Genomic DNA, 18,196 nt, shown 5'->3' on the forward strand with positions numbered 1-18,196 from the left:
AACGACAAAGCTGCGCTTATTTCTTTGAAAATAGCTGAAAAATCAGTGCGACGGAGACGAAAACCATGTGTCATGCCGCCAGTAACGACGCCATATCCAGCCCAGTGAAATCCCGCGTAACCCGAGGAATACCGTCAGCGCCAGCCACAACGCATGATTGCCCAGCAGCGGTAAAGTGAACAATGTCAGCCCGTACCCCAGCGCCGCCACCAGCATGCTGTTTCGCATATCCCGCCCACGCGTTGCGCCGATAAACATGCCATCAAGCAAATAGCACCAGACAGCCACCAGCGGCAGTATAATTTGCCAGCCAAGATATCGGTCCGCCAGCTCACGCAATTCCGGTAATGATGTCAGCGCATCAATGATCGCCCCACCCGCCAGCGCGTAAATCAGAGCAAAAAACAGCGCAACCAGCCCGGCCTGACGACACGCGGCATGCCAGACATTCAGCAGTTTTTCGCGGTTGCGGGCACCGAATGCCTCACCGGAATGCGCTTCGATAGCATAAGCAAAACCGTCAAGTGCAAACGCGGTAAATGTCAGCAGGTTCATCAACACGGCGTTGACCGCCACAATGTGGCTGCCCAGCCGCGCGCCCAGAACGGTCAGCGATGCAAAGCAAAGCTGCAACAGTAATGAGCGCAGCATGATGTCGCGGTTAAGCCCGAGAAGACGGCGCAAATTACCACGCCACGCGGAGGTGATTTCTGCGCCGGTGATACCGCGTCGTTTCATCACCCGCCAGACGAAATACAGCCCGATGAGTAGCGTGAAATACTCGGAGCTTGCCGTCGCGATGGCTGCGCCACGCACGTTCCAGCCCAGCCCGATCACCAGCCACAGATCCAGAATGATATTCAGCAAATTCCCGGCAATCAGCAAAATCACCGGCCCGCGAACGTACTGAATGCCGAGCAACCACCCGAGGATCACCAGATTCGCCAATGAAGCCGGGGCGCTGAACCAGCGGATTTCGATAAACAGCCTCGCCTGTTCAAGCACGGGCTGGCTGCCGCCGACAATGTGAAACGCCAGCTCCATCAGCGGATGACGGAATACCACAATAATGACGCCCGCCAGTACAGCCAGAAGGAAGGGTTGTACAAAAGCACGCGCCAGAAGCTGATTATCTTTCGCGCCCAGCGCCTGAGCGGTCATGCCGGTGGTACTCATCCGCAGAAACAGTAAGAGCATAAAAAGGAAAGTGGTGATCATCGAACCCACAGCCACGCCGCCGAGATAATCCGGGCTGTCGAGATGACCGATCACTGCGGTATCCACCAGGCCGAGGAGCGGCACCGTGATATTGGAAAAAATCATCGGCAATGCCAGCATCCAGAGCGCTTTATCGGCAGGGCTTAAAAAGGTGTTTTTGAGTGTGTGTCGCAGGGAATGATGTTGCATAGAGAATCTCATGCCGGAGGTTCAGGTTATGCCTGTAAATGACATCGCCCCGAAAGGGGCGATGATGAGAGAAACGCATTTCTCTTTGAATTCACATGGATGCCAGAGGCGGCCGCCATCCATATTCAATTAGTTTTAGTCTTGTCTATCTGACACAGCAATTTCTGACTTAGTCATATCTGACCGAGTAATTCGCGTTATATCAAGGCGGCAACTAAGCGAACGCCGGGAGCATACACAAGTATGTGACCGGGGTTCGCGAAGGCAGCCAACGCAGAGATAGCTCGAAGTACGAAGGTCAGATCCAGTCGCCGTTGCGGATAACACCTACGGCTAAGCCTTCAATGCTGAAATTCTGCTCGCGCAAATCCACCACGATCGGCTGAAACTCGCTGTTCTCAGGCAATAACTGCACCACACTGCCTTGTTTTTTCAGGCGTTTCACGGTGACCTCATCATCAATACGGGCCACCACAACCTGACCATTACGCACGTCTTGCGTTTTATGCACGGCCAGCAGATCGCCGTCAAGGATACCAATATCACGCATCGACATACCGCTGACACGCAGCAGGAAATCGGCGCTCGGCTTAAACATTGCCGGATCGATCTGATAGTGCCCTTCGATATGTTGCTGCGCCAGCAGCGGTTCACCGGCGGCAACGCGGCCAATCAGCGGTAAACCTTCTTCTTCTTCCATCAGCAGACGAATGCCGCGTGATGCACCGGAAACAATCTCAATAACACCTTTACGCGCCAGCGCTTTAAGATGCTCTTCCGCCGCATTGGGAGAACGGAACCCCAGACGTGATGCAATCTCTGCGCGGGTTGGTGGCATACCGGTGGTGGAGATATGATCGCGAATAAGGTCGTAGACCTCTTGTTGTCTGGTCGTTAAAGCTTTCATTCCGCCCCCTGGTTGTTTATACAGTCTTGCTGTGAGTATATACAGCTAAACGGTCAATGAAAACCTAAGATTGAATAAAAACAGGGCATAACGTTGATTCCTGGAATGCAGATTCCAAATCAGAACCATCGCGACCAAAAGATGCTGACCCAGACAAAAATCGCCAATATGATGGTCAGAAGTACGGCAGCAGAGCCGATATCTTTTGCGCGACCAGAAAGCACATGAAACTCAGGCCCGATGCGGTCTATTGCACATTCCACCGCGCTGTTGAGCAACTCCGTGACACAGACCAGCACGACGGATCCCACCAGCAGGATACGTTCAATGGTGCTGACATCAAGCCAGAAAGATAGTAAAATTAACGGGATAGCGACGCTGGCCTCCTGGCGAAATGCCGCTTCGTTTTGCCATGCCGCTTTGAATCCTTTCCAGGAATAGCCGGCCGCTTTATAAATTCGGGTAAATCCGGTGACTTGGTTCGCCATTTCGGGTACTGATCCTTAGAGTGTTTGCAGCATTTTAGCTTTTATATGACCACAGATCTCCACGGATCTTTCTGGTATCCTTGCGGCGAAATTGCTAACAAGAGGCTTCACGTTTTTATGTCAGGTTGGCGTAGACTTTATTACACATTATTGAATTTACCACTCTCATTGCTGGTAAAGAGCAAGGTCATACCTTCAGATCCGGTTACCGAGTTGCATTTAGACCCGACGCGGCCGATTTTGTACGTATTACCTTATAATTCCAAAGCCGATTTGCTGACGTTGCGTGCGCAATGTCTGGCGCAGAATCTACCTGATCCTCTTATTCCGCTGGAAATTGACGGAACCCTGCTACCAAGCCATGTCTTTATAGCCGAAGGCCCGCGCGTATTCTCTTATTACACGCCGAAGCAGGAGTCCGTAAAGCTGTTCCACGACTACCTTGATTTGCACCGCAATAATCCGGATTTAGACATTCAGATGTTGCCGGTGTCGGTAATGTTTGGTCGTGCACCGGGCCGTGAAGGTCAGGACGACACGCCGCATCTGCGCGTGCTGAACGGTATCCAGAAATTTTTCGCTGTGCTGTGGCTGGGGCGGGACAGTTTCGTCCGTTTCTCCAATACCGTTTCCCTGCGTTATATGGCGACGGAACACGGCACAGATAAGACGATTGCTCAAAAACTGGCACGTGTGGCGCGGATGCATTTCTCCCGTCAGCGTCTGGCTGCGGTTGGTCCGCGCCTTCCGGCACGTCAGGATTTATTCAATAAATTGCTGGCCTCAAAAGCCATTGAGAAAGCGATTGAAGACGAAGCCCGCAGCAAGAAAATTTCCCACGAAAAAGCCCAACAAAACGCCATCGCCCTGATGGAAGAGATTGCCGCTGACTTCTCTTATGAAGCCGTGCGCCTCTCTGACCGTGTGCTGAGCTGGACGTGGAACCGTTTGTACAAAGGCATCAACGTTAATAATGCCGAGCGTGTACGCCAGTTAGCGCTGGACGGTCAGGAAATTGTGTATGTGCCTTGCCACCGCAGCCACATGGACTATCTGCTGCTGTCTTACGTGCTCTATCATCAGGGTCTGGTACCGCCGCATATTGCCGCCGGTATCAACCTGAATTTCTGGCCGGCTGGCCCGATTTTCCGCCGTCTGGGTGCGTTCTTTATTCGTCGAACCTTTAAAGGCAACAAGCTCTATTCGACGGTTTTCCGTGAATATCTGGGCGAACTGTTCAGCCGCGGTTATTCGGTGGAATACTTTGTGGAAGGGGGGCGTTCGCGAACCGGGCGTCTGCTGGAGCCGAAAACGGGCACGCTGGCCATGACCATTCAGGCCATGCTGCGCGGCGGTTCACGTCCGATTACGCTGGTACCGATTTACATCGGTTATGAGCACGTCATGGAAGTGGGTACGTACGCGAAAGAATTACGCGGTGCGACCAAAGAGAAAGAAAGCCTGACACAGATGCTGAACGGGCTGCGCAAGCTGCGTAATCTCGGCCAGGGTTACGTGAACTTCGGTGAGCCGCTGCATCTGACCACTTACCTGAACCAGAACGTGCCAACCTGGCGTGAAGCCATCGACCCGATCGAAGCACAACGTCCAAGCTGGCTGACGCCGACAGTGCAGGATTTGGCAGAACAGATCATGGTGCGCATCAACAATTCAGCGGCAGCCAATGCCATGAACTTGTGTTGTACCGCGCTGCTGGCCTCCCGTCAGCGTTCACTGACACGCGAACAGCTGACCGAGCAAATCGACTGTTATCTGCAATTGCTGCGTAACGTGCCTTACAACGCGGATTCGACGGTGCCTGATCTGACCGCTGACCAGTTGCTTGATCACGCGCTGAACATGAATAAGTTCCAGGTTGAGAAAGACAACATTGGCGACATCATCGTTCTGCCTCGCGAACAGGCCGTGCTGATGACGTATTACCGCAACAACATCCATCATATGCTGGTGTTGCCATCACTGATTTCAAGCATTGTGATGCACCACCGCCAGGTCAGCCGCGCGGAATTACTGCATCAGGTCGAACTGATTTATCCAATGCTCAAAGCCGAACTGTTTATGCATTTCGATACGCCTGAGCTGCCACAAGTGCTGGATGTTCTGACGCTGGAACTGGCGCGTCAGCAAATCATTCACCTTGAAGATGATGAGCTGACACTTAATCCGGCCCGTATCCGCACCCTCCAGTTGCTGGCGGCTGGCGTACGTGAAACGCTGCAACGTTACGCGATTACCTTCTCCCTGCTCACCAATAACCCAAGCATCAACCGCGGGGCACTGGAAAAAGAGAGCCGGATTATGGCGCAGCGTTTATCCGTGCTGCACGGTATCAATGCCCCTGAATTCTTCGATAAAGCTGTGTTCTCGACGCTGGTCGGCACACTGCGCGCAGAAGGCTATATCAGTGACACCGGCGATGCCATTCAGGAACAAACGCGTGAGATTTACCTCATGCTCAGCGACCTGATGACACCGGATATCAAGCTAACTATCGAGAGTGCGGGAATGCCTTCTGAGCTGCCGCAAGCAACGGAGCCACCGGCTGAACCGAAGATGGATGTACGCGATACCGATCATTAACCCGTATTAGCGCCAGACATCAGATTAAAAAAACAAAACGCCCGGACTTTTTACAGAGTCCGGGCGTTTTTAATTGTTGTCGCGCAGGCTAACTTACTTAGAAATTGAAGCCTGACAGGCTCATCAGAATACCGAGGAACAACACCAGCCCGACATAATTGTTCTGGCGGAAAGCCAGGAAACAGGCATCACGTTCACGTTTAGCAATCAGCTTTTGCTGATGCACAAACAGCGCAGCAGCCAGCAGCAACGACCAGTAAAACGGTGCGCTGAGCTGGGAAAGATAACCAACAATCCCCATCAGGATCAGCGTTGCCAGTTGCAGAAGGCCGATGATCAGCGTGTCAAAACGACCAAACAGAATCGCTGTCGATTTCACGCCGATCTTCAAATCATCGTCACGATCGACCATCGCGTATTGCGTATCGTAAGCCACCGTCCAGCAGATATTTGCCACGAACATTAACCAGCAGCTAAGCGGCACACTTTCGCTCACAGCGGCATACGCCATCGGAATTGCCCAGCCAAACGCCGCGCCCAAAACCACCTGCGGCAGATGGCTGACGCGCTTCATGAACGGATAAATCCATGCCAGCGCCAGTCCGGCCAGAGACAGCCAAATGGTCATGCGGTTAAGCAGCAGAACCAGCAGGAATGACACCAGCACCAGTCCGGCAAATAATATTTTCGCCTGCTTGCCGGTGATCGCCCCGCTCGGCAATGGCCGGTGAGCGGTGCGTTTTACGTGACCATCAAACTTACGGTCAGCGTAGTCATTCACCACGCAACCGGCGGCACGCATGAAGAACACGCCCAGCACGAAGACCAGCAAAATCTTCGCAGACGGCATTCCCCCCCCCGCGACCCACAATGCCCATAACGTTGGCCACAGCAGCAGCAGTGAGCCAATCGGCTTATCAATGCGCATCAGGCGGCAGTAATCACGCCATGTGCCCTGCGTCATACTTCCTGACACTCTCTGTTCTCCTTGTTGATTAGTCTGACTCATGCCTTGCTCACTTTGCCCTCAGGGCGGTGAACCGGCGAATCCGGGAGGAAAATTTCGGTCAGCAGCAGCGGCTTGTCAGACAAACGCAGACGGGAACGGCGCGCCCATAATTCTCCCTGCTCACTGTGTAACTGGCCTAAATGAATGTAATCGCGGGACAAGTTGTTCCCGCTAAACAGATAGCGCCCCAGCGGCACCGTGCCTAAATCGACCAGCGCCAGATCCGGCCCGGTCAGCGTTTCTTCAGGAATGACCGTGCGCCCCAGCAGCCAGGGTTCGGCATCGCCAAACAGCACGATTTCGCGGATCCAGTAACGGGCACTTTCCGGCAACTGCTGTGCTTCGCTTTCACCCAGTTCTTCGCGACTGACAAAACATTCATTTTGCGGTTTCACGGTGACGGTAACACCCTGCTTTTCAAACCGGCGGGTCATGGACCCCATTTCCATCAGCCAGTCAGCCACATCCGCAGGCACCTGCGAAGGGTCGTCAAACCAGTGGATCGGGGATGGTTCGGGGGAATGGGGATCAGACATCAACGGCTCCGTAATGAAGGCATTCATACCTCCAATGAATTATCTGCCTCGCATTCTAGCGCATCAATGCGAGGCAGTAATTGCCTGATTTATTCGCGGCGCAGACGTTCGCTATTGGCAAGAAACAGTGTCACGACCAGCACAAGGATCGCGCAGGCGTAAACCAATGTGTCATAAGGACTTTTGTGGTCGACGATGATCAGGCGGATAATCGCGGTGATGCCGATGTAAATAAAATAGCGTAACGGGAAATGATAGCCCGACGAAAAATATTTAATAATCAGGGCAATAAACTCAAAATAGAGGAAGTAAATTACAATCCCTTCGATGAGCAGATATGACGAAGACTGATCGTTATTCACGAACAACACCATTGCTAAATGATAGGTTTCGCGCCCGATAAAAATCATCAGGATCGCGGCCAGTCCTAATAAGAATACGTTCAAAATTCGCTGCATAATGACGGATATCATTAATGCCCGTTTTGATCCTGCCATGTGATCTACATCCCACTTTTGTTATTAATCCCCGCAGAATACCACAGAGTCAGCACAGGAAAAGCGCCATTAAAAAAGGGCCAGCCGGTGAAGGCTAACCCTTTTATTGAGAAATATTTCGACCTGTCCCTCTAAATCATTCGGGCTGGATCCAGTCGGCAAGGGAATGAATCCCCGGGAGTATACACAAGTATGTGACCGGGGTTCATGAAGGCAGCCAACGCCGAGGCAGCGCGAAGGAAGACGGGTATTAGCGCCAGTTTTTGAAGCGGTTGATTAAACCGTTCGTGGAACTGTCGTGGCCTGTCACTTCTGAGCTACCTTCCAGTTCTGGCAGGATACGGTTTGCCAGCTGTTTGCCCAGTTCTACGCCCCATTGGTCGAAGGTGTAGATGTTCAGGATCACGCCCTGGGTGAAGATTTTGTGTTCATACATTGCGATCAACGCACCCAGGCTGTAAGGCGTGATTTCACGCAGCAGGATGGAGTTGGTCGGACGGTTCCCTTCGAACACTTTGAACGGCGCAACGTGTTTAACGTCTTCTGGTTTTTTACCCTGATCGGCGAATTCTTTCTCGACAACATCCAGAGATTTACCGAATGCCAGCGCTTCGGTCTGGGCGAAGAAGTTAGATAACAGTTTCGCGTGGTGATCGCTCAGCGGGTTATGGCTGATGGCCGGTGCGATGAAGTCACAAGGGATGATTTTAGTCCCCTGGTGAATCAGCTGATAGAACGCGTGCTGACCGTTAGTGCCCGGTTCGCCCCAGATGATCGGGCCAGTCTGGTAATCCACCGGGTTGCCGTTACGGTCAACGAACTTACCGTTAGATTCCATGTTGCCTTGCTGGAAGTAAGCGGCAAAACGGTGCATGTACTGGTCGTATGGCAGGATAGCTTCGGTTTCGGTGCCGTAGAAATCGTTGTACCAGATGCCGATCAGCGCCAGCAGTACCGGCAGGTTTTTCTCAGCCGGCGTATTCGCGAAGTGTTTATCCATCGCGTGCGCACCGCTCAGCAGTTGTTCGAAGTTATCGAAACCTACAGACAGCGCGATAGACAGACCGATTGCGGACCACAGAGAGTAACGGCCACCGACCCAGTCCCAGAATTCGAACATGTTGTCGGTGTCGATACCAAACTCGCTCACCGCTTTACCGTTGGTGGACAGCGCCGCGAAGTGTTTCGCCACGTGTTGGTTATCGCCAGCGGTTTTCAGGAACCAGTCACGCGCGCTGTGGGCGTTGGTCATGGTTTCCTGCGTGGTGAAGGTTTTTGATGCAACCAGGAACAGCGTGGTTTCCGGAGACAAATCCTTCAGCGTTTCAGCGATATGCGTGCCGTCAACGTTGGAGACGAAATGCATATTCAGGTGGTTTTTGTACGGACGCAGCGCTTCAGTGACCATGAACGGACCGAGGTCTGAACCGCCGATACCGATGTTCACCACGTCGGTGATGGCTTTGCCGGTATAACCTTTCCATTCGCCACCGATAACACGTTCGGTGAAGCCTTTGATTTTCGCCAGAACCGCATTCACTTCCGGCATCACATCTTTGCCGTCCACGACGATTGGCGTGTTGCTGCGGTTACGCAGTGCAACGTGCAGAACAGCACGGTCTTCGGTGCGGTTGATCTTCTCGCCAGAGAACATCGATTTGATTGCGCCCTGAAGGTCAGTCTCTTTCGCCAGCGCCTGCAGCTTATCCAGCGTCTCTGCGGTGATGCGGTTTTTGGAGAAATCGACCAGCATCTGGTCTTCAAACGTGGCAGAGAATTTGGAGAAACGATCACCATCTTCAGCAAACAGATGGCTAATCTGCACATCTTTCATCTTGTCGAAATGCTGCTGCAGGGCTTGCCAGGCAGCGGTCTGAGTTGGATTGATATTTTTCATAGCAATGCTCTTAGGCTGAGAATAAATATGAGGTAACTGTCCCGATTGTAGCCTGAAGTTCCCGGGAAGAGATGCCTTTTCTTGCGATAGGTTAGATCTGCTTAATCACAATGACAGAGAACAATATTAGATGAGAATCGCTCAAAATGTGGCGCATGCATTGCCTGACCGTTGACAGACGGGCGATAAACGGCTATTCCTAAGCGCCTAACTCGCGCGCTCGATGCGCGAGCCAGAAGAGGCGCGTCGCCCAGGCAGTGTATCGGAGGAGCCGAAATCCTACGAAGATACATCAGGGGGAGCGGCGCCGAGATCATAAGCCCACGGCAGGCAAATGATCGACTACAGGGGCTGAATCCCCTGGGTTGTCACCGGAACACCCAACAGGGTGTCGGCTAGGTGGGGCGCTTCTGGGTGTATCGTAGTATCTCTACGCCTGCTCCCGTTTCCCGCTCTTCCCTTTGTGCCAATTCTTATGGAATCGATGGCCGTCATGATATGGCGACCCGGACACGAGGTTTTACATGAATCACGCAGTATCCCGCAACGCCAGTCAGCAGCCTTTGGGCAATGTCATCGTCGCCAAATTCGGCGGTACCAGCGTGGCGGATTTCGACGCAATGAACCGCAGCGCGGATATCGTGCTGTCGCGCCCTGAAGTGCGTCTGGTTGTTCTCTCCGCCTCTGCGGGCGTCACCAATTTATTAGTTGAGCTGGCAGAAGGTAAAGAAACCGAACGCCGGGTGTTCCTGCTTGATGAAATTCGCCGCATCCAGAGCGCCATTATCGATCGCCTCGATAATCCCACCGTGATCCGCGAAGAAATCGGCCGCATGCTGGAAAATATCGCCATGCTGTCAGAAGCGGCGAGCCTTGCGACCTCTACCGCGCTGACCGACGAACTGGTGAGCCATGGCGAACTGATGTCCACCCTGCTGTTTGTTGAAATCATCCGCCAGCGCAACGTGCCAGTGGAATGGTTCGACGTACGTAAAATCATGCGTACCAACGATCGCTTTGGGCGCGCGGAGCCGGATACGCAGGTATTAAGCGAGTTAACCGTTCAGCAGCTACAACCGCGCTTGCAGGACGCCCTGGTAATCACACAAGGTTTTATCGGCTCAGAAGGCAAAGGCCGCACCACGACGCTTGGCCGTGGCGGCAGCGATTACACCGCCGCATTGCTGGGTGAAGCGCTGAGCGTTTCCCGTGTGGATATCTGGACTGACGTTCCGGGGATTTATACCACCGACCCGCGTCTGGTGCCGGCGGCAAAACGTATTGACCGCATTGCCTTTGAAGAAGCCGCTGAAATGGCGACATTTGGTGCCAAAGTTCTGCATCCAGCCACTCTGCTGCCCGCGGTGCGTCGCGGTATCCCGGTGTTTGTAGGCTCGAGCAAAGACCCGTCAGGCGGCGGCACCTTAGTGTGTGATACCAGCGATAATCCGCCGCTGTTCCGCGCGATAGCCCTGCGCCGCAGACAAACGCTGGTCACGCTGCACAGCCTGAGCATGCTCCATTCACGCGGTTTCCTCGCCGAAGTGTTTGGTATTCTGGCACGCCACAGTATCTCTGTGGATCTGATCACCACATCCGAAGTCAGCGTCGCGCTGACGCTGGATACCACCGGTTCCACATCCTCAGGCGACAGCCTGCTGACCACCTCACTGCTGACAGAATTATCCTCACTGTGCCGCGTGGAAGTGGAAGAAAATCTGGCGCTGATTGCGATTATCGGCAACAAACTGTCCCAGGCCTGTGGCGTCGGCAAAGAAGTGTTCGGCGTGCTGGACCCGTTCAATATCCGCATGATTTGCTACGGCGCAAGCAGCTACAACCTGTGCTTCCTGGTGCCGGGCAACGATGCCGATCAGGTCGTTAAAACTCTACACCGCAACCTGTTCGAATAATGACGGGCGCGGTATGTGAGAAGACCGGGCCATGTGCCCGGTCTTTTTTTGTCTGTACTTTTGCAAACAACAAAGACAAGGATCACCTCAATGTTAGCCAAAATAACCCGCCTGTTCCCGTTGTGGGCCGTGCTGTTATCCGTCGCGGCCTATTACTCGCCCGGTACGTTCACGCCGATCGGCCCGCATGTTTCTACCCTGCTGATGCTGATTATGTTCGCGATGGGTGTCACTCTCGAATTCGGTGATTTCAAACGCGTGCTTTCCCGACCTGGCCCGGTTGCTGCCGCCACGTTCCTGCATTATCTGATCATGCCGCTGGCGGCGTGGGTGCTGGCAAAACTGTTCCATATGCCGGCAGATTTATCGGCGGGAATGATTCTGGTGGGCAGCGTTGCCAGCGGTACAGCCTCTAACGTGATGATTTATCTTGCGAAAGGAGATGTCGCGCTTTCCGTGACGATTTCAGCAGTTTCCACACTGGTGGGGGTTTTCGCCACGCCACTGCTGACGCGTCTGTATGTCGATACGCACATTAAAGTGGATGTGGAAGGCATGCTGTTAAGCATTTTGCAGATCGTCGTCATCCCGATTTTAGCCGGTCTGATTATTCATCATCTGTTCACGAAAACCGTGAAACGTATCGAACCGCTGCTGCCGCTGTTCTCGATGGTCTGCATCGTGGCGATTATCAGCGCCGTGGTGGCGGGCAGTCAGGGCTTTATCGGTTCTGTGGGGCTGATCGTGATTGTGGCGGTGATCCTGCACAACGGCATCGGTCTGCTGAGCGGTTACTGGGGCGGGAAACTGTTTGGCTTTGATGAAACCACCTGCCGCACGCTGGCGATGGAAGTCGGGATGCAGAATTCAGGTTTAGCCGCGACGCTGGGGAAAATCTATTTCACCCCGCTGGCCGCACTGCCGGGCGCGTTGTTCTCGGTATGGCACAATCTGTCAGGTTCTTTGCTGGCCGGTTACTGGTCCGGTAAGCCGGTCAAAAAAGACTGATTTCCAGACGAAAAAGAAGATGAAAAGAAACGGGCGCCTTCCTCAGCGCCCGTTTTGATTCGTCCTACACCCGTTGCACATCATCATTCGGTTCGCGCTGCTCATCTTCCTGCTCATCCTGATCCAGCACGTTATAGGCCACTGCACAGAACAGTGAGTTCAGACGTTTCATATCCCCCAGCAACCCGAGGTGCAGCGAGCTGGTTTCGATACTCTGCACATTATGCTGATGCAGGCGATCGACGTGCGCATGCGCATAACGGCGGTCGAGAATGCGGAAACGGTGTTTGGAGCGGCGCAGACGGCGCGCACTGGTCAGATCGTTCGACAGGAAAACGCCCAGACTCAGGCGCAGGTTATCCTGCAATTTCTCATGTAAGGCATCCAGCTCCACCAGTCCTTCCGGCGAGAACGCGCGTCGGGTAGCGTGGGATTTGGCGGTGATATCGCCGGTCATGCGCTCGATAATGTCACCGGCCTGTTCGAGGTTCAGCGCCATTTCGATGATTTCAGCCCAGCGGCGGGAATCATCTTCGCCAAGTCCTTCCTTGTTGATTTGCGCCAGATACAGTTTGATGGCGGTATAGAGCACATCAACATCATCGTCGAGACGCCGCACTTCGCGATCCTGCGCCAGTTTACCGTGCATTACTTCCCGGTTGAGGATCAGCATATGTTCGACCACGTCGCCCATGCGCAAGGTTTCACGGGCGGCATTGGCCAGCGCCAGCGTCGGGGTATCAATTGCGCTGACATCCAGATGGCGCGGACGCAGACGGGGATCATCTTCAGGCACATCGGCAATCATCATCTCGCAAACCTTCGCCATCGGCGCCGTCAGCGGCACCATCGCCAGACAACGGATCAGGTTGTAGAACATGTGGAAGTAGATCACCAGTTCTTCATCCGGAATGCCAAGCCGCGCCAGTTGCGTCGACAACAGTCCGACAAACGGCAGCACAATCACCAAACCAATCAGTTTAAACAGCGTACTGCCGAGCGCCACGCGGCGACCGGCGGCATTCATTTTACTGGCGTTAATCATCGCCAGCAGCCCGCTGCCGAGGTTGGCACCGATGACCAGACAAAGTGACACTTTAAGCGAAATCACGCCGGTCGCGGCAAGGGTTGCCGTCAGCAACACCGCCGCCAGACTGGAATAGCTGATGATGGCAAACACTGCGCCGGTCAGGGCATCGAGCAGCACATCACCGGTCAGGGACGAGAATAAAACTTTAACGCCTGAGGCCTGCATGATCGGCGTCGCGGCGCCCACAATCAGCTCCAGCGCCAGTAAAATCAGCCCCAGCCCGATACCGACACGGCCCATTTGCCCCGCACGGGTTTGTTTACGGCTGAGGAAGAACGCGACACCGACGAAAATCAGCAGCGGAGAAAGCCAGGAGAGATCGAAGGTCAGAATACGCGCCATCACGGCGGTCCCGACATCTGCACCGAGAATAATCACCAGTGCCGGAGCCAGTGCTACCAGCCCCTGCGATACAAACGACGTGACCAGCAGCGCGGTAGCATTACTGCTTTGCACCAGCGCAGTAACGCCAATGCCCGCCACAAACGCCAGCGGTTTTTTCTCGACACTGTTACTCAGAACACGGCGCAGATTGGCGCCAAAGACACGCATGATGCCGGTACGCACGATGTGCGTACCCCATACGAGCAGAGAAATAGCAGACAACAAATGCAAAAGGGTTAACACGAAAGAACAGCTCCATTAACGCCAGGCATAGACCGGCCATCCTGCCTGCCGGGCGTGCTGGAGCAGGATAGCGTCTGGATTCACCGCCACCGGCTGGCCCACGCGGGTCAGCAACGGCAGATCATTATGGGAATCAGAATAAAAACTGGCTGATTGCAAAAGGGATGCGTCCTGATTGATGAGCTCCAGCAACCGCGAGACTTTTCCCTCGCGATAGGTCATCGTCCCTCGTGTGGCGCCGGTAAAACGCCCGTCTTTCATTTCAACACCAATCGCCAGCGTTTCATCAACACCGAGAAAACGGGCAATCGGCTGCACCAGATGTTCACCGGACGCGGAAATAATTACCGTCCGGTCGCCCTGTGAACGGTGAGCAGCCAGACACTCACGCGCCTGCGTGTAAACACGCGGGGCAATCACATCCTGAATATAATTCGCAACCATCGCCGCGACATCACGTTGACTGCGGCCGGACAGCGGCACCAAAGTGCAGCGCATGTACTCCTGCATATCCATCTGACCGACAGCATATTGCTGCATCAGCGCGGCATCTTGTTGCAGAAAAGCCTGCTCATCGGCCACCCAGCCATTTGCCACCATGTAGGCTGACCACAAACTCGAACAGTCGCCGCTAATCAGGGTTTCATCGAGATCAAACAGCGCCAGTTTCATGCAACTTCCCGTAACGTAACAAGATCTAACTGTAGACCAATATCGCTGCCATCGGCGCGAAGTGAGGCCACAGAACGGTTTAAGACATCCACAGAAAGCTCAACTCCGTGTGCTAAAACGCGATAACGCACGACGTTGCCAAGCAGACTGTGGCTGATAATTTTAGCCGGAATGCCTTCAATCAGCTCGCATATTGTGACCGACTCCGGACGGATGGCGACACGGCCCGTGTAAGTTATGCCGGTCAGCGCCATCGCCTGTTCAGGGCTTAGCAGGTTGTAGCTGCCGATAAAGCCCGCAGCAAACGCATCCACCGGTTCAGTATACAGGGTTTCGGCATCGGCATTTTGGACGATTTGCCCTTTGTTCATCAGCACAATCCGGTCGGACATGGTCAGCGCTTCTTCCTGATCGTGGGTCACGAAAATCGCCGTCAGATTCATTTCACGCTGAATACGGCGGATTTGCTCACGCAGATGCTTACGGATACGGGCATCGAGCGCGGAAAGGGGTTCGTCGAGCAGCAACAGGCGCGGCTGCGTAACCAGTGAACGCGCCAGTGCCACACGCTGACACTGACCACCGGAAAGCTGATGCGGATAACGTTTTGCGTAATCGTTCATTTCCACCAGTTCCAGTACTTCACCGACGCGCCGGTGCAGCTCTGACGCCGGTATCTTTTGCATTTTCAGGCCGAACGCGACATTGGCTTCAACCGTCATATTAGGAAACAGCGCATAGCTCTGGAAGACCATGCCGATGCCGCGCTGTTGTGGCGGCAGCGGCACAATATCCTGCCCCTGAATCAGAATTTTTCCGCTGTCGACGGAAGTCAGACCGGCCAGACAGCGCAGCAGCGTGGATTTTCCGCAGCCGCTTGGCCCCAGCAGTGTGACGAATTCTCCCTCTTCTGCTGAGAAATCGATGTTGTTGAAAATCTGCGTCGGACCGTAAGACTTGTTGAGTTGAGTAACCTGCAAATACGACATAATCAGCTCTTTCCTTTGTTCAGCATGTTCGCCACCCAGGTGAAAATCAGGACGACCATGAAATAGGAGATGACCAATGCGCTGGTAAAATGGCCGCTGCCATTACGCATGTTATAGAGGTAAACCTGAACCGTTTCATAACGGCTGCCCGCCAGCAGATTGGCGAACACAAACTCCCCGATCAGGAAGGAAAACGACAGCAGGACGGCAATCATTCCGCCTTTGCGTAAGTTAGGCAAAACCACCAGCAGCGCCGCTTTCCAGGTGCTGGCACCGAGCAGATGTGCAGCATCCATCAGGTCACGCAGGTTGATCGCCTGCATGTTGTTAGAAATAGCGCGATAGATAAACGGCAGCGCGATGGTGAAGTAACAGCCAATCAGGATCCACGGCGTACCGGTGAGCGCCAGCGGTTCAGCGGAATAGAGTTGCATCAGGCCCACCGATGACACCACCGGCGGCACGGCGAACGGCAGCAGGATCAGGATATTCATCAGTGCATCGAGCTTAGGGAAATAGTAAGCAATCACAAACATTAGGGGCAGGATCAGCACCAGCGACAGAAAAAGTGTGCCGAAACACACCAGCAGCGAATGCCAGAGCGCAATCAGGAAGCGCGGATCGCTCCACAGTTCCACCAGCCATTTCAGCGTAAAGCCGCTCGGTAAAATGGTCGCCCCCCATTCCAGCACCAGCGCATAGACCAGCGTCGCCAGCAGCGGCAACATCAGGACAATCAGTAAAATCCAGATCACCACACGGTGGTAAATTGCTTCAGACCGCGACATCTTACGTTCCTTTTTCTGCCCGTCAGCTGCGCTGACTGAGATAACTTTTACGCAATAACCACTGATGGATCAGCGTGATAAAGGCCATCAGCACCACCAGCAACATCGCCAGCGCGCTGCCCATATTCGGATCGAGAGAAATATCCCCCGAGACCAACGCCGCGATACGCACCGGCACCACGTTAAAGTTACCGGTGGTCAGCGCATACACCGTGGCATACGCGCCAAGGGCATTGGCGAGCAAAATAACGAAGGTGCCGAGCAAGGCCGGGAACAGTACCGGAATACCGATATGACGCCAGTAACGCCAGCGTCCCGCGCCCAGCAAGGCCGCTGACTCGCGCCAGTCCTCCCGTAACGCATCAAATGCCGGATACATCAGCAACACGCCGAGCGGGATCTGGAAATAGGTATAGAGCACAATCAGGCCATCTTTTGAATAGAGGTCGAAGTGTTCCATCAGGCCATATTTTTTCAGCAGCAGCGTCAGACAACCATTCAGGCCAAGCAGGATAACGAAGGCGAAGGCCAGCGGTACGCCCGCAAAGTTGCTGGTCATGTTAGTAAACGACATCACAAAGTCGTGCAGCTTTGTCGGGCCAAGCTGGCGAAGTGAGTAACTACCCACTAACGCAATAAGCAAACCGTATAAACTCGACCAGATGGAAATATCCAGTGAGAAACGCATAGCCTGTAAATAGAACGGTGATGTCAGAATGTCGGTGTAATTGCCCAGTCCCCAGGCTTCATAGGTTTCGCTGTAAAAGCTGCTCACCGCAATCCATGTCAGCGGCGCCAGCTGAAAAGCGATGAAAAACACCAGAAACGGCAGCATAAACAACGCCGCAATCCACTTAGCTTTCATCGGGTATCCTCTAAAAGTGACGGGATTCAGGCCAGTAATGCCGCGCAATGTGGCTTGTCGTGGGCAATATTGAGGATCTGACAAACAGTTCCGCATAACTCCGTCTGCAACGGTGCGGCCTCTTTGAAGCTGAACGCACTGCCGAAGACGAACAGCGGCACCTGACGCTCCTCCGGCAAAATACCGCCGTGGCTGCGGTCATCATTCATACCGTGATCCGCAGTCACGATCACCTGATAACCGGCGTCCAGCCAGTCGCCCAGATAGCGCGACAGGATGCCGTCTGCGGTGCGTGCTTTGTTGCGGTATTGGGGCGTCGACAGGCCAAATTTATGCCCGGCATCATCAATGTTCATCGGGTGGATCAGCAGGAAGTCGGGATCATGACGACGACGCAGGCTTTCGGCGTCATCGAACAGATGCGAATCAGGGTAACTATCATCGTAATAAAAATGGCCGTGCTGGATGGTCAGCGAGTCATCGCTGGTGTGTCGGTCACGCGGCGGGTCAAACGGCGTGCGGTTATACAGCTCGCTGACCCAGTGATAAGCCGCAGCAGCCGTCGTCAGGCCAGCGTCGCGGGCATAGTGGAAAATACTACGTTGAGTCGATAACCGGTCAACGTGGTTGTGAACAATGCCACTCACCACCGGCGTGATACCGGTGAGAATGCATTCATAAAGTGGCCGGGACAGCGAAGGCAATTCGCATTCCAGTTGATACAAGCGGCCGCGTCCTGCGGCACACTGGGCTTGCAGATAACCCATTGCGTCGCGGCCGACCTGATAATTCAGCCCGTCGAGTACTACCAGAATGCTCTTCATACCATGTCTACCTTTCATTTCTTACAGGTGTTGTTATTAACCAATGCTTTCGCTGTCCGGTTTTTCTTATTTTTTAAT

General features: G+C 53.9%; 16 protein-coding genes and 1 riboswitch. Of the genes, 3 read left to right on the top strand and 13 right to left on the bottom strand.

Translation table 11 applies throughout. The features are described from left to right. Nucleotides 1-42: 42 nt before the first annotated feature. The 3 genes from dinF to LC431_RS23565 form a co-directional block, all read right to left on the bottom strand. On the bottom strand, nucleotides 43-1,407 hold the full coding sequence (dinF, locus tag LC431_RS23555; RefSeq protein ID WP_223510387.1) for an MATE family efflux transporter DinF: 1,365 nt from the start codon (nucleotides 1,405-1,407) through the stop codon (nucleotides 43-45). Between the two features lie 298 nt (nucleotides 1,408-1,705). Then, nucleotides 1,706-2,314 carry a transcriptional repressor LexA gene (gene lexA, locus LC431_RS23560; RefSeq protein ID WP_013577370.1) on the bottom strand — a complete coding sequence of 203 codons (609 nt, stop codon included), beginning with the start codon at nucleotides 2,312-2,314 and terminating at the stop codon, nucleotides 1,706-1,708. Between the two features lie 119 nt (nucleotides 2,315-2,433). Continuing rightward, nucleotides 2,434-2,802 carry a diacylglycerol kinase gene (locus LC431_RS23565; protein WP_013577371.1) on the bottom strand — a complete coding sequence of 123 codons (369 nt, stop codon included), beginning with the start codon at nucleotides 2,800-2,802 and terminating at the stop codon, nucleotides 2,434-2,436. Nucleotides 2,803-2,919: 117 nt separating this feature from the next. Between LC431_RS23565 and plsB the strand changes: the two genes are divergently transcribed. Continuing rightward, nucleotides 2,920-5,403 (top strand): glycerol-3-phosphate 1-O-acyltransferase PlsB, encoded by a 2,484-nt coding sequence (gene plsB / locus LC431_RS23570; protein WP_013577372.1) that lies wholly within the window; start codon nucleotides 2,920-2,922, stop codon nucleotides 5,401-5,403. Nucleotides 5,404-5,500: 97 nt separating this feature from the next. Here plsB and ubiA read toward each other — a convergent pair whose 3' ends face one another. The 4 genes from ubiA to pgi all read right to left on the bottom strand — a co-directional run bounded on the left by ubiA (nucleotide 5,501) and on the right by pgi (nucleotide 9,342). Further along, a complete protein-coding gene (gene ubiA, locus LC431_RS23575; RefSeq protein ID WP_041673175.1) occupies nucleotides 5,501-6,367 on the bottom strand; it encodes a 4-hydroxybenzoate octaprenyltransferase in 867 nt (288 codons plus the stop codon). Between the two features lie 41 nt (nucleotides 6,368-6,408). Next, nucleotides 6,409-6,948 carry a chorismate lyase gene (ubiC, locus tag LC431_RS23580; protein ID WP_013577374.1) on the bottom strand — a complete coding sequence of 180 codons (540 nt, stop codon included), beginning with the start codon at nucleotides 6,946-6,948 and terminating at the stop codon, nucleotides 6,409-6,411. An 89-nt stretch (nucleotides 6,949-7,037) separates the two neighbouring features. After that, a complete protein-coding gene (psiE, locus tag LC431_RS23585; RefSeq protein ID WP_013577375.1) occupies nucleotides 7,038-7,445 on the bottom strand; it encodes a phosphate-starvation-inducible protein PsiE in 408 nt (135 codons plus the stop codon). Nucleotides 7,446-7,695: 250 nt separating this feature from the next. Then, nucleotides 7,696-9,342 (bottom strand): glucose-6-phosphate isomerase, encoded by a 1,647-nt coding sequence (gene pgi / locus LC431_RS23590; protein WP_013577376.1) that lies wholly within the window; start codon nucleotides 9,340-9,342, stop codon nucleotides 7,696-7,698. 228 nt (nucleotides 9,343-9,570) lie between these two features. Continuing rightward, a riboswitch (Lysine riboswitch) is annotated at nucleotides 9,571-9,760 on the top strand. Nucleotides 9,761-9,866: 106 nt separating this feature from the next. Here pgi and lysC point away from each other — a divergent pair. Next, nucleotides 9,867-11,255: a lysine-sensitive aspartokinase 3 gene (gene lysC, locus LC431_RS23595; protein WP_013577377.1), complete on the top strand. Its 1,389-nt coding sequence runs from the start codon at nucleotides 9,867-9,869 to the stop codon at nucleotides 11,253-11,255. A gap of 90 nt (nucleotides 11,256-11,345) precedes the next feature. Continuing rightward, nucleotides 11,346-12,263, top strand: a complete 918-nt coding sequence (panS, locus tag LC431_RS23600) for a ketopantoate/pantoate/pantothenate transporter PanS (RefSeq protein WP_037034948.1) — start codon at nucleotides 11,346-11,348, stop codon at nucleotides 12,261-12,263. Between the two features lie 64 nt (nucleotides 12,264-12,327). On the opposite strand, the gene LC431_RS23605 is transcribed toward panS, so the two are convergent. From LC431_RS23605 to LC431_RS23630, 6 genes are read right to left on the bottom strand one after another with little or no spacing between them, the layout of a single operon-like run. Continuing rightward, nucleotides 12,328-13,980 carry a Na/Pi cotransporter family protein gene (locus LC431_RS23605; RefSeq protein ID WP_013577379.1) on the bottom strand — a complete coding sequence of 551 codons (1,653 nt, stop codon included), beginning with the start codon at nucleotides 13,978-13,980 and terminating at the stop codon, nucleotides 12,328-12,330. Nucleotides 13,981-13,995: 15 nt separating this feature from the next. Continuing rightward, complete coding sequence (locus tag LC431_RS23610) at nucleotides 13,996-14,652, bottom strand: HAD family phosphatase (protein WP_223510388.1); 657 nt, start codon at nucleotides 14,650-14,652, stop codon at nucleotides 13,996-13,998. Continuing rightward, a complete protein-coding gene (locus LC431_RS23615) occupies nucleotides 14,649-15,641 on the bottom strand; it encodes an ABC transporter ATP-binding protein (RefSeq protein WP_013577381.1) in 993 nt (330 codons plus the stop codon). Before LC431_RS23615 ends, LC431_RS23610 begins: the two co-directional genes overlap by 4 nt. Nucleotides 15,642-15,643: 2 nt before the next feature. Continuing rightward, nucleotides 15,644-16,429, bottom strand: a complete 786-nt coding sequence (locus tag LC431_RS23620) for an ABC transporter permease (RefSeq protein ID WP_013577382.1) — start codon at nucleotides 16,427-16,429, stop codon at nucleotides 15,644-15,646. Nucleotides 16,430-16,451: 22 nt separating this feature from the next. Next, entirely contained in the window at nucleotides 16,452-17,294 is an 843-nt protein-coding gene (locus LC431_RS23625; protein ID WP_037034946.1) for an ABC transporter permease subunit, read from the bottom strand. A 26-nt stretch (nucleotides 17,295-17,320) separates the two neighbouring features. Then, complete coding sequence (locus LC431_RS23630; protein WP_013577384.1) at nucleotides 17,321-18,118, bottom strand: alkaline phosphatase family protein; 798 nt, start codon at nucleotides 18,116-18,118, stop codon at nucleotides 17,321-17,323. Between the last annotated feature and the right edge of the window lie 78 nt (nucleotides 18,119-18,196).

It is taken from the genome of Rahnella sp. GSA61A (assembly GCF_019969905.1).
GTDB lineage: Bacteria > Pseudomonadota > Gammaproteobacteria > Enterobacterales > Enterobacteriaceae > Rahnella > Rahnella aceris.

Coding starts and splice junctions, on each gene's coding strand:
- dinF (WP_223510387.1), bottom strand. CDS start 1,407: ATGCAACATCATTCCCTGCGACACACACTCAAAAACACCTTTTTAAGC.
- lexA (WP_013577370.1), bottom strand. CDS start 2,314: ATGAAAGCTTTAACGACCAGACAACAAGAGGTCTACGACCTTATTCGC.
- LC431_RS23565 (WP_013577371.1), bottom strand. CDS start 2,802: ATGGCGAACCAAGTCACCGGATTTACCCGAATTTATAAAGCGGCCGGC.
- plsB (WP_013577372.1), top strand. CDS start 2,920: ATGTCAGGTTGGCGTAGACTTTATTACACATTATTGAATTTACCACTC.
- ubiA (WP_041673175.1), bottom strand. CDS start 6,367: ATGACGCAGGGCACATGGCGTGATTACTGCCGCCTGATGCGCATTGAT.
- ubiC (WP_013577374.1), bottom strand. CDS start 6,948: ATGTCTGATCCCCATTCCCCCGAACCATCCCCGATCCACTGGTTTGAC.
- psiE (WP_013577375.1), bottom strand. CDS start 7,445: ATGGCAGGATCAAAACGGGCATTAATGATATCCGTCATTATGCAGCGA.
- pgi (WP_013577376.1), bottom strand. CDS start 9,342: ATGAAAAATATCAATCCAACTCAGACCGCTGCCTGGCAAGCCCTGCAG.
- lysC (WP_013577377.1), top strand. CDS start 9,867: ATGAATCACGCAGTATCCCGCAACGCCAGTCAGCAGCCTTTGGGCAAT.
- panS (WP_037034948.1), top strand. CDS start 11,346: ATGTTAGCCAAAATAACCCGCCTGTTCCCGTTGTGGGCCGTGCTGTTA.
- LC431_RS23610 (WP_223510388.1), bottom strand. CDS start 14,652: ATGAAACTGGCGCTGTTTGATCTCGATGAAACCCTGATTAGCGGCGAC.
- LC431_RS23615 (WP_013577381.1), bottom strand. CDS start 15,641: ATGTCGTATTTGCAGGTTACTCAACTCAACAAGTCTTACGGTCCGACG.
- LC431_RS23620 (WP_013577382.1), bottom strand. CDS start 16,429: ATGTCGCGGTCTGAAGCAATTTACCACCGTGTGGTGATCTGGATTTTA.
- LC431_RS23625 (WP_037034946.1), bottom strand. CDS start 17,294: ATGAAAGCTAAGTGGATTGCGGCGTTGTTTATGCTGCCGTTTCTGGTG.
- LC431_RS23630 (WP_013577384.1), bottom strand. CDS start 18,118: ATGAAGAGCATTCTGGTAGTACTCGACGGGCTGAATTATCAGGTCGGC.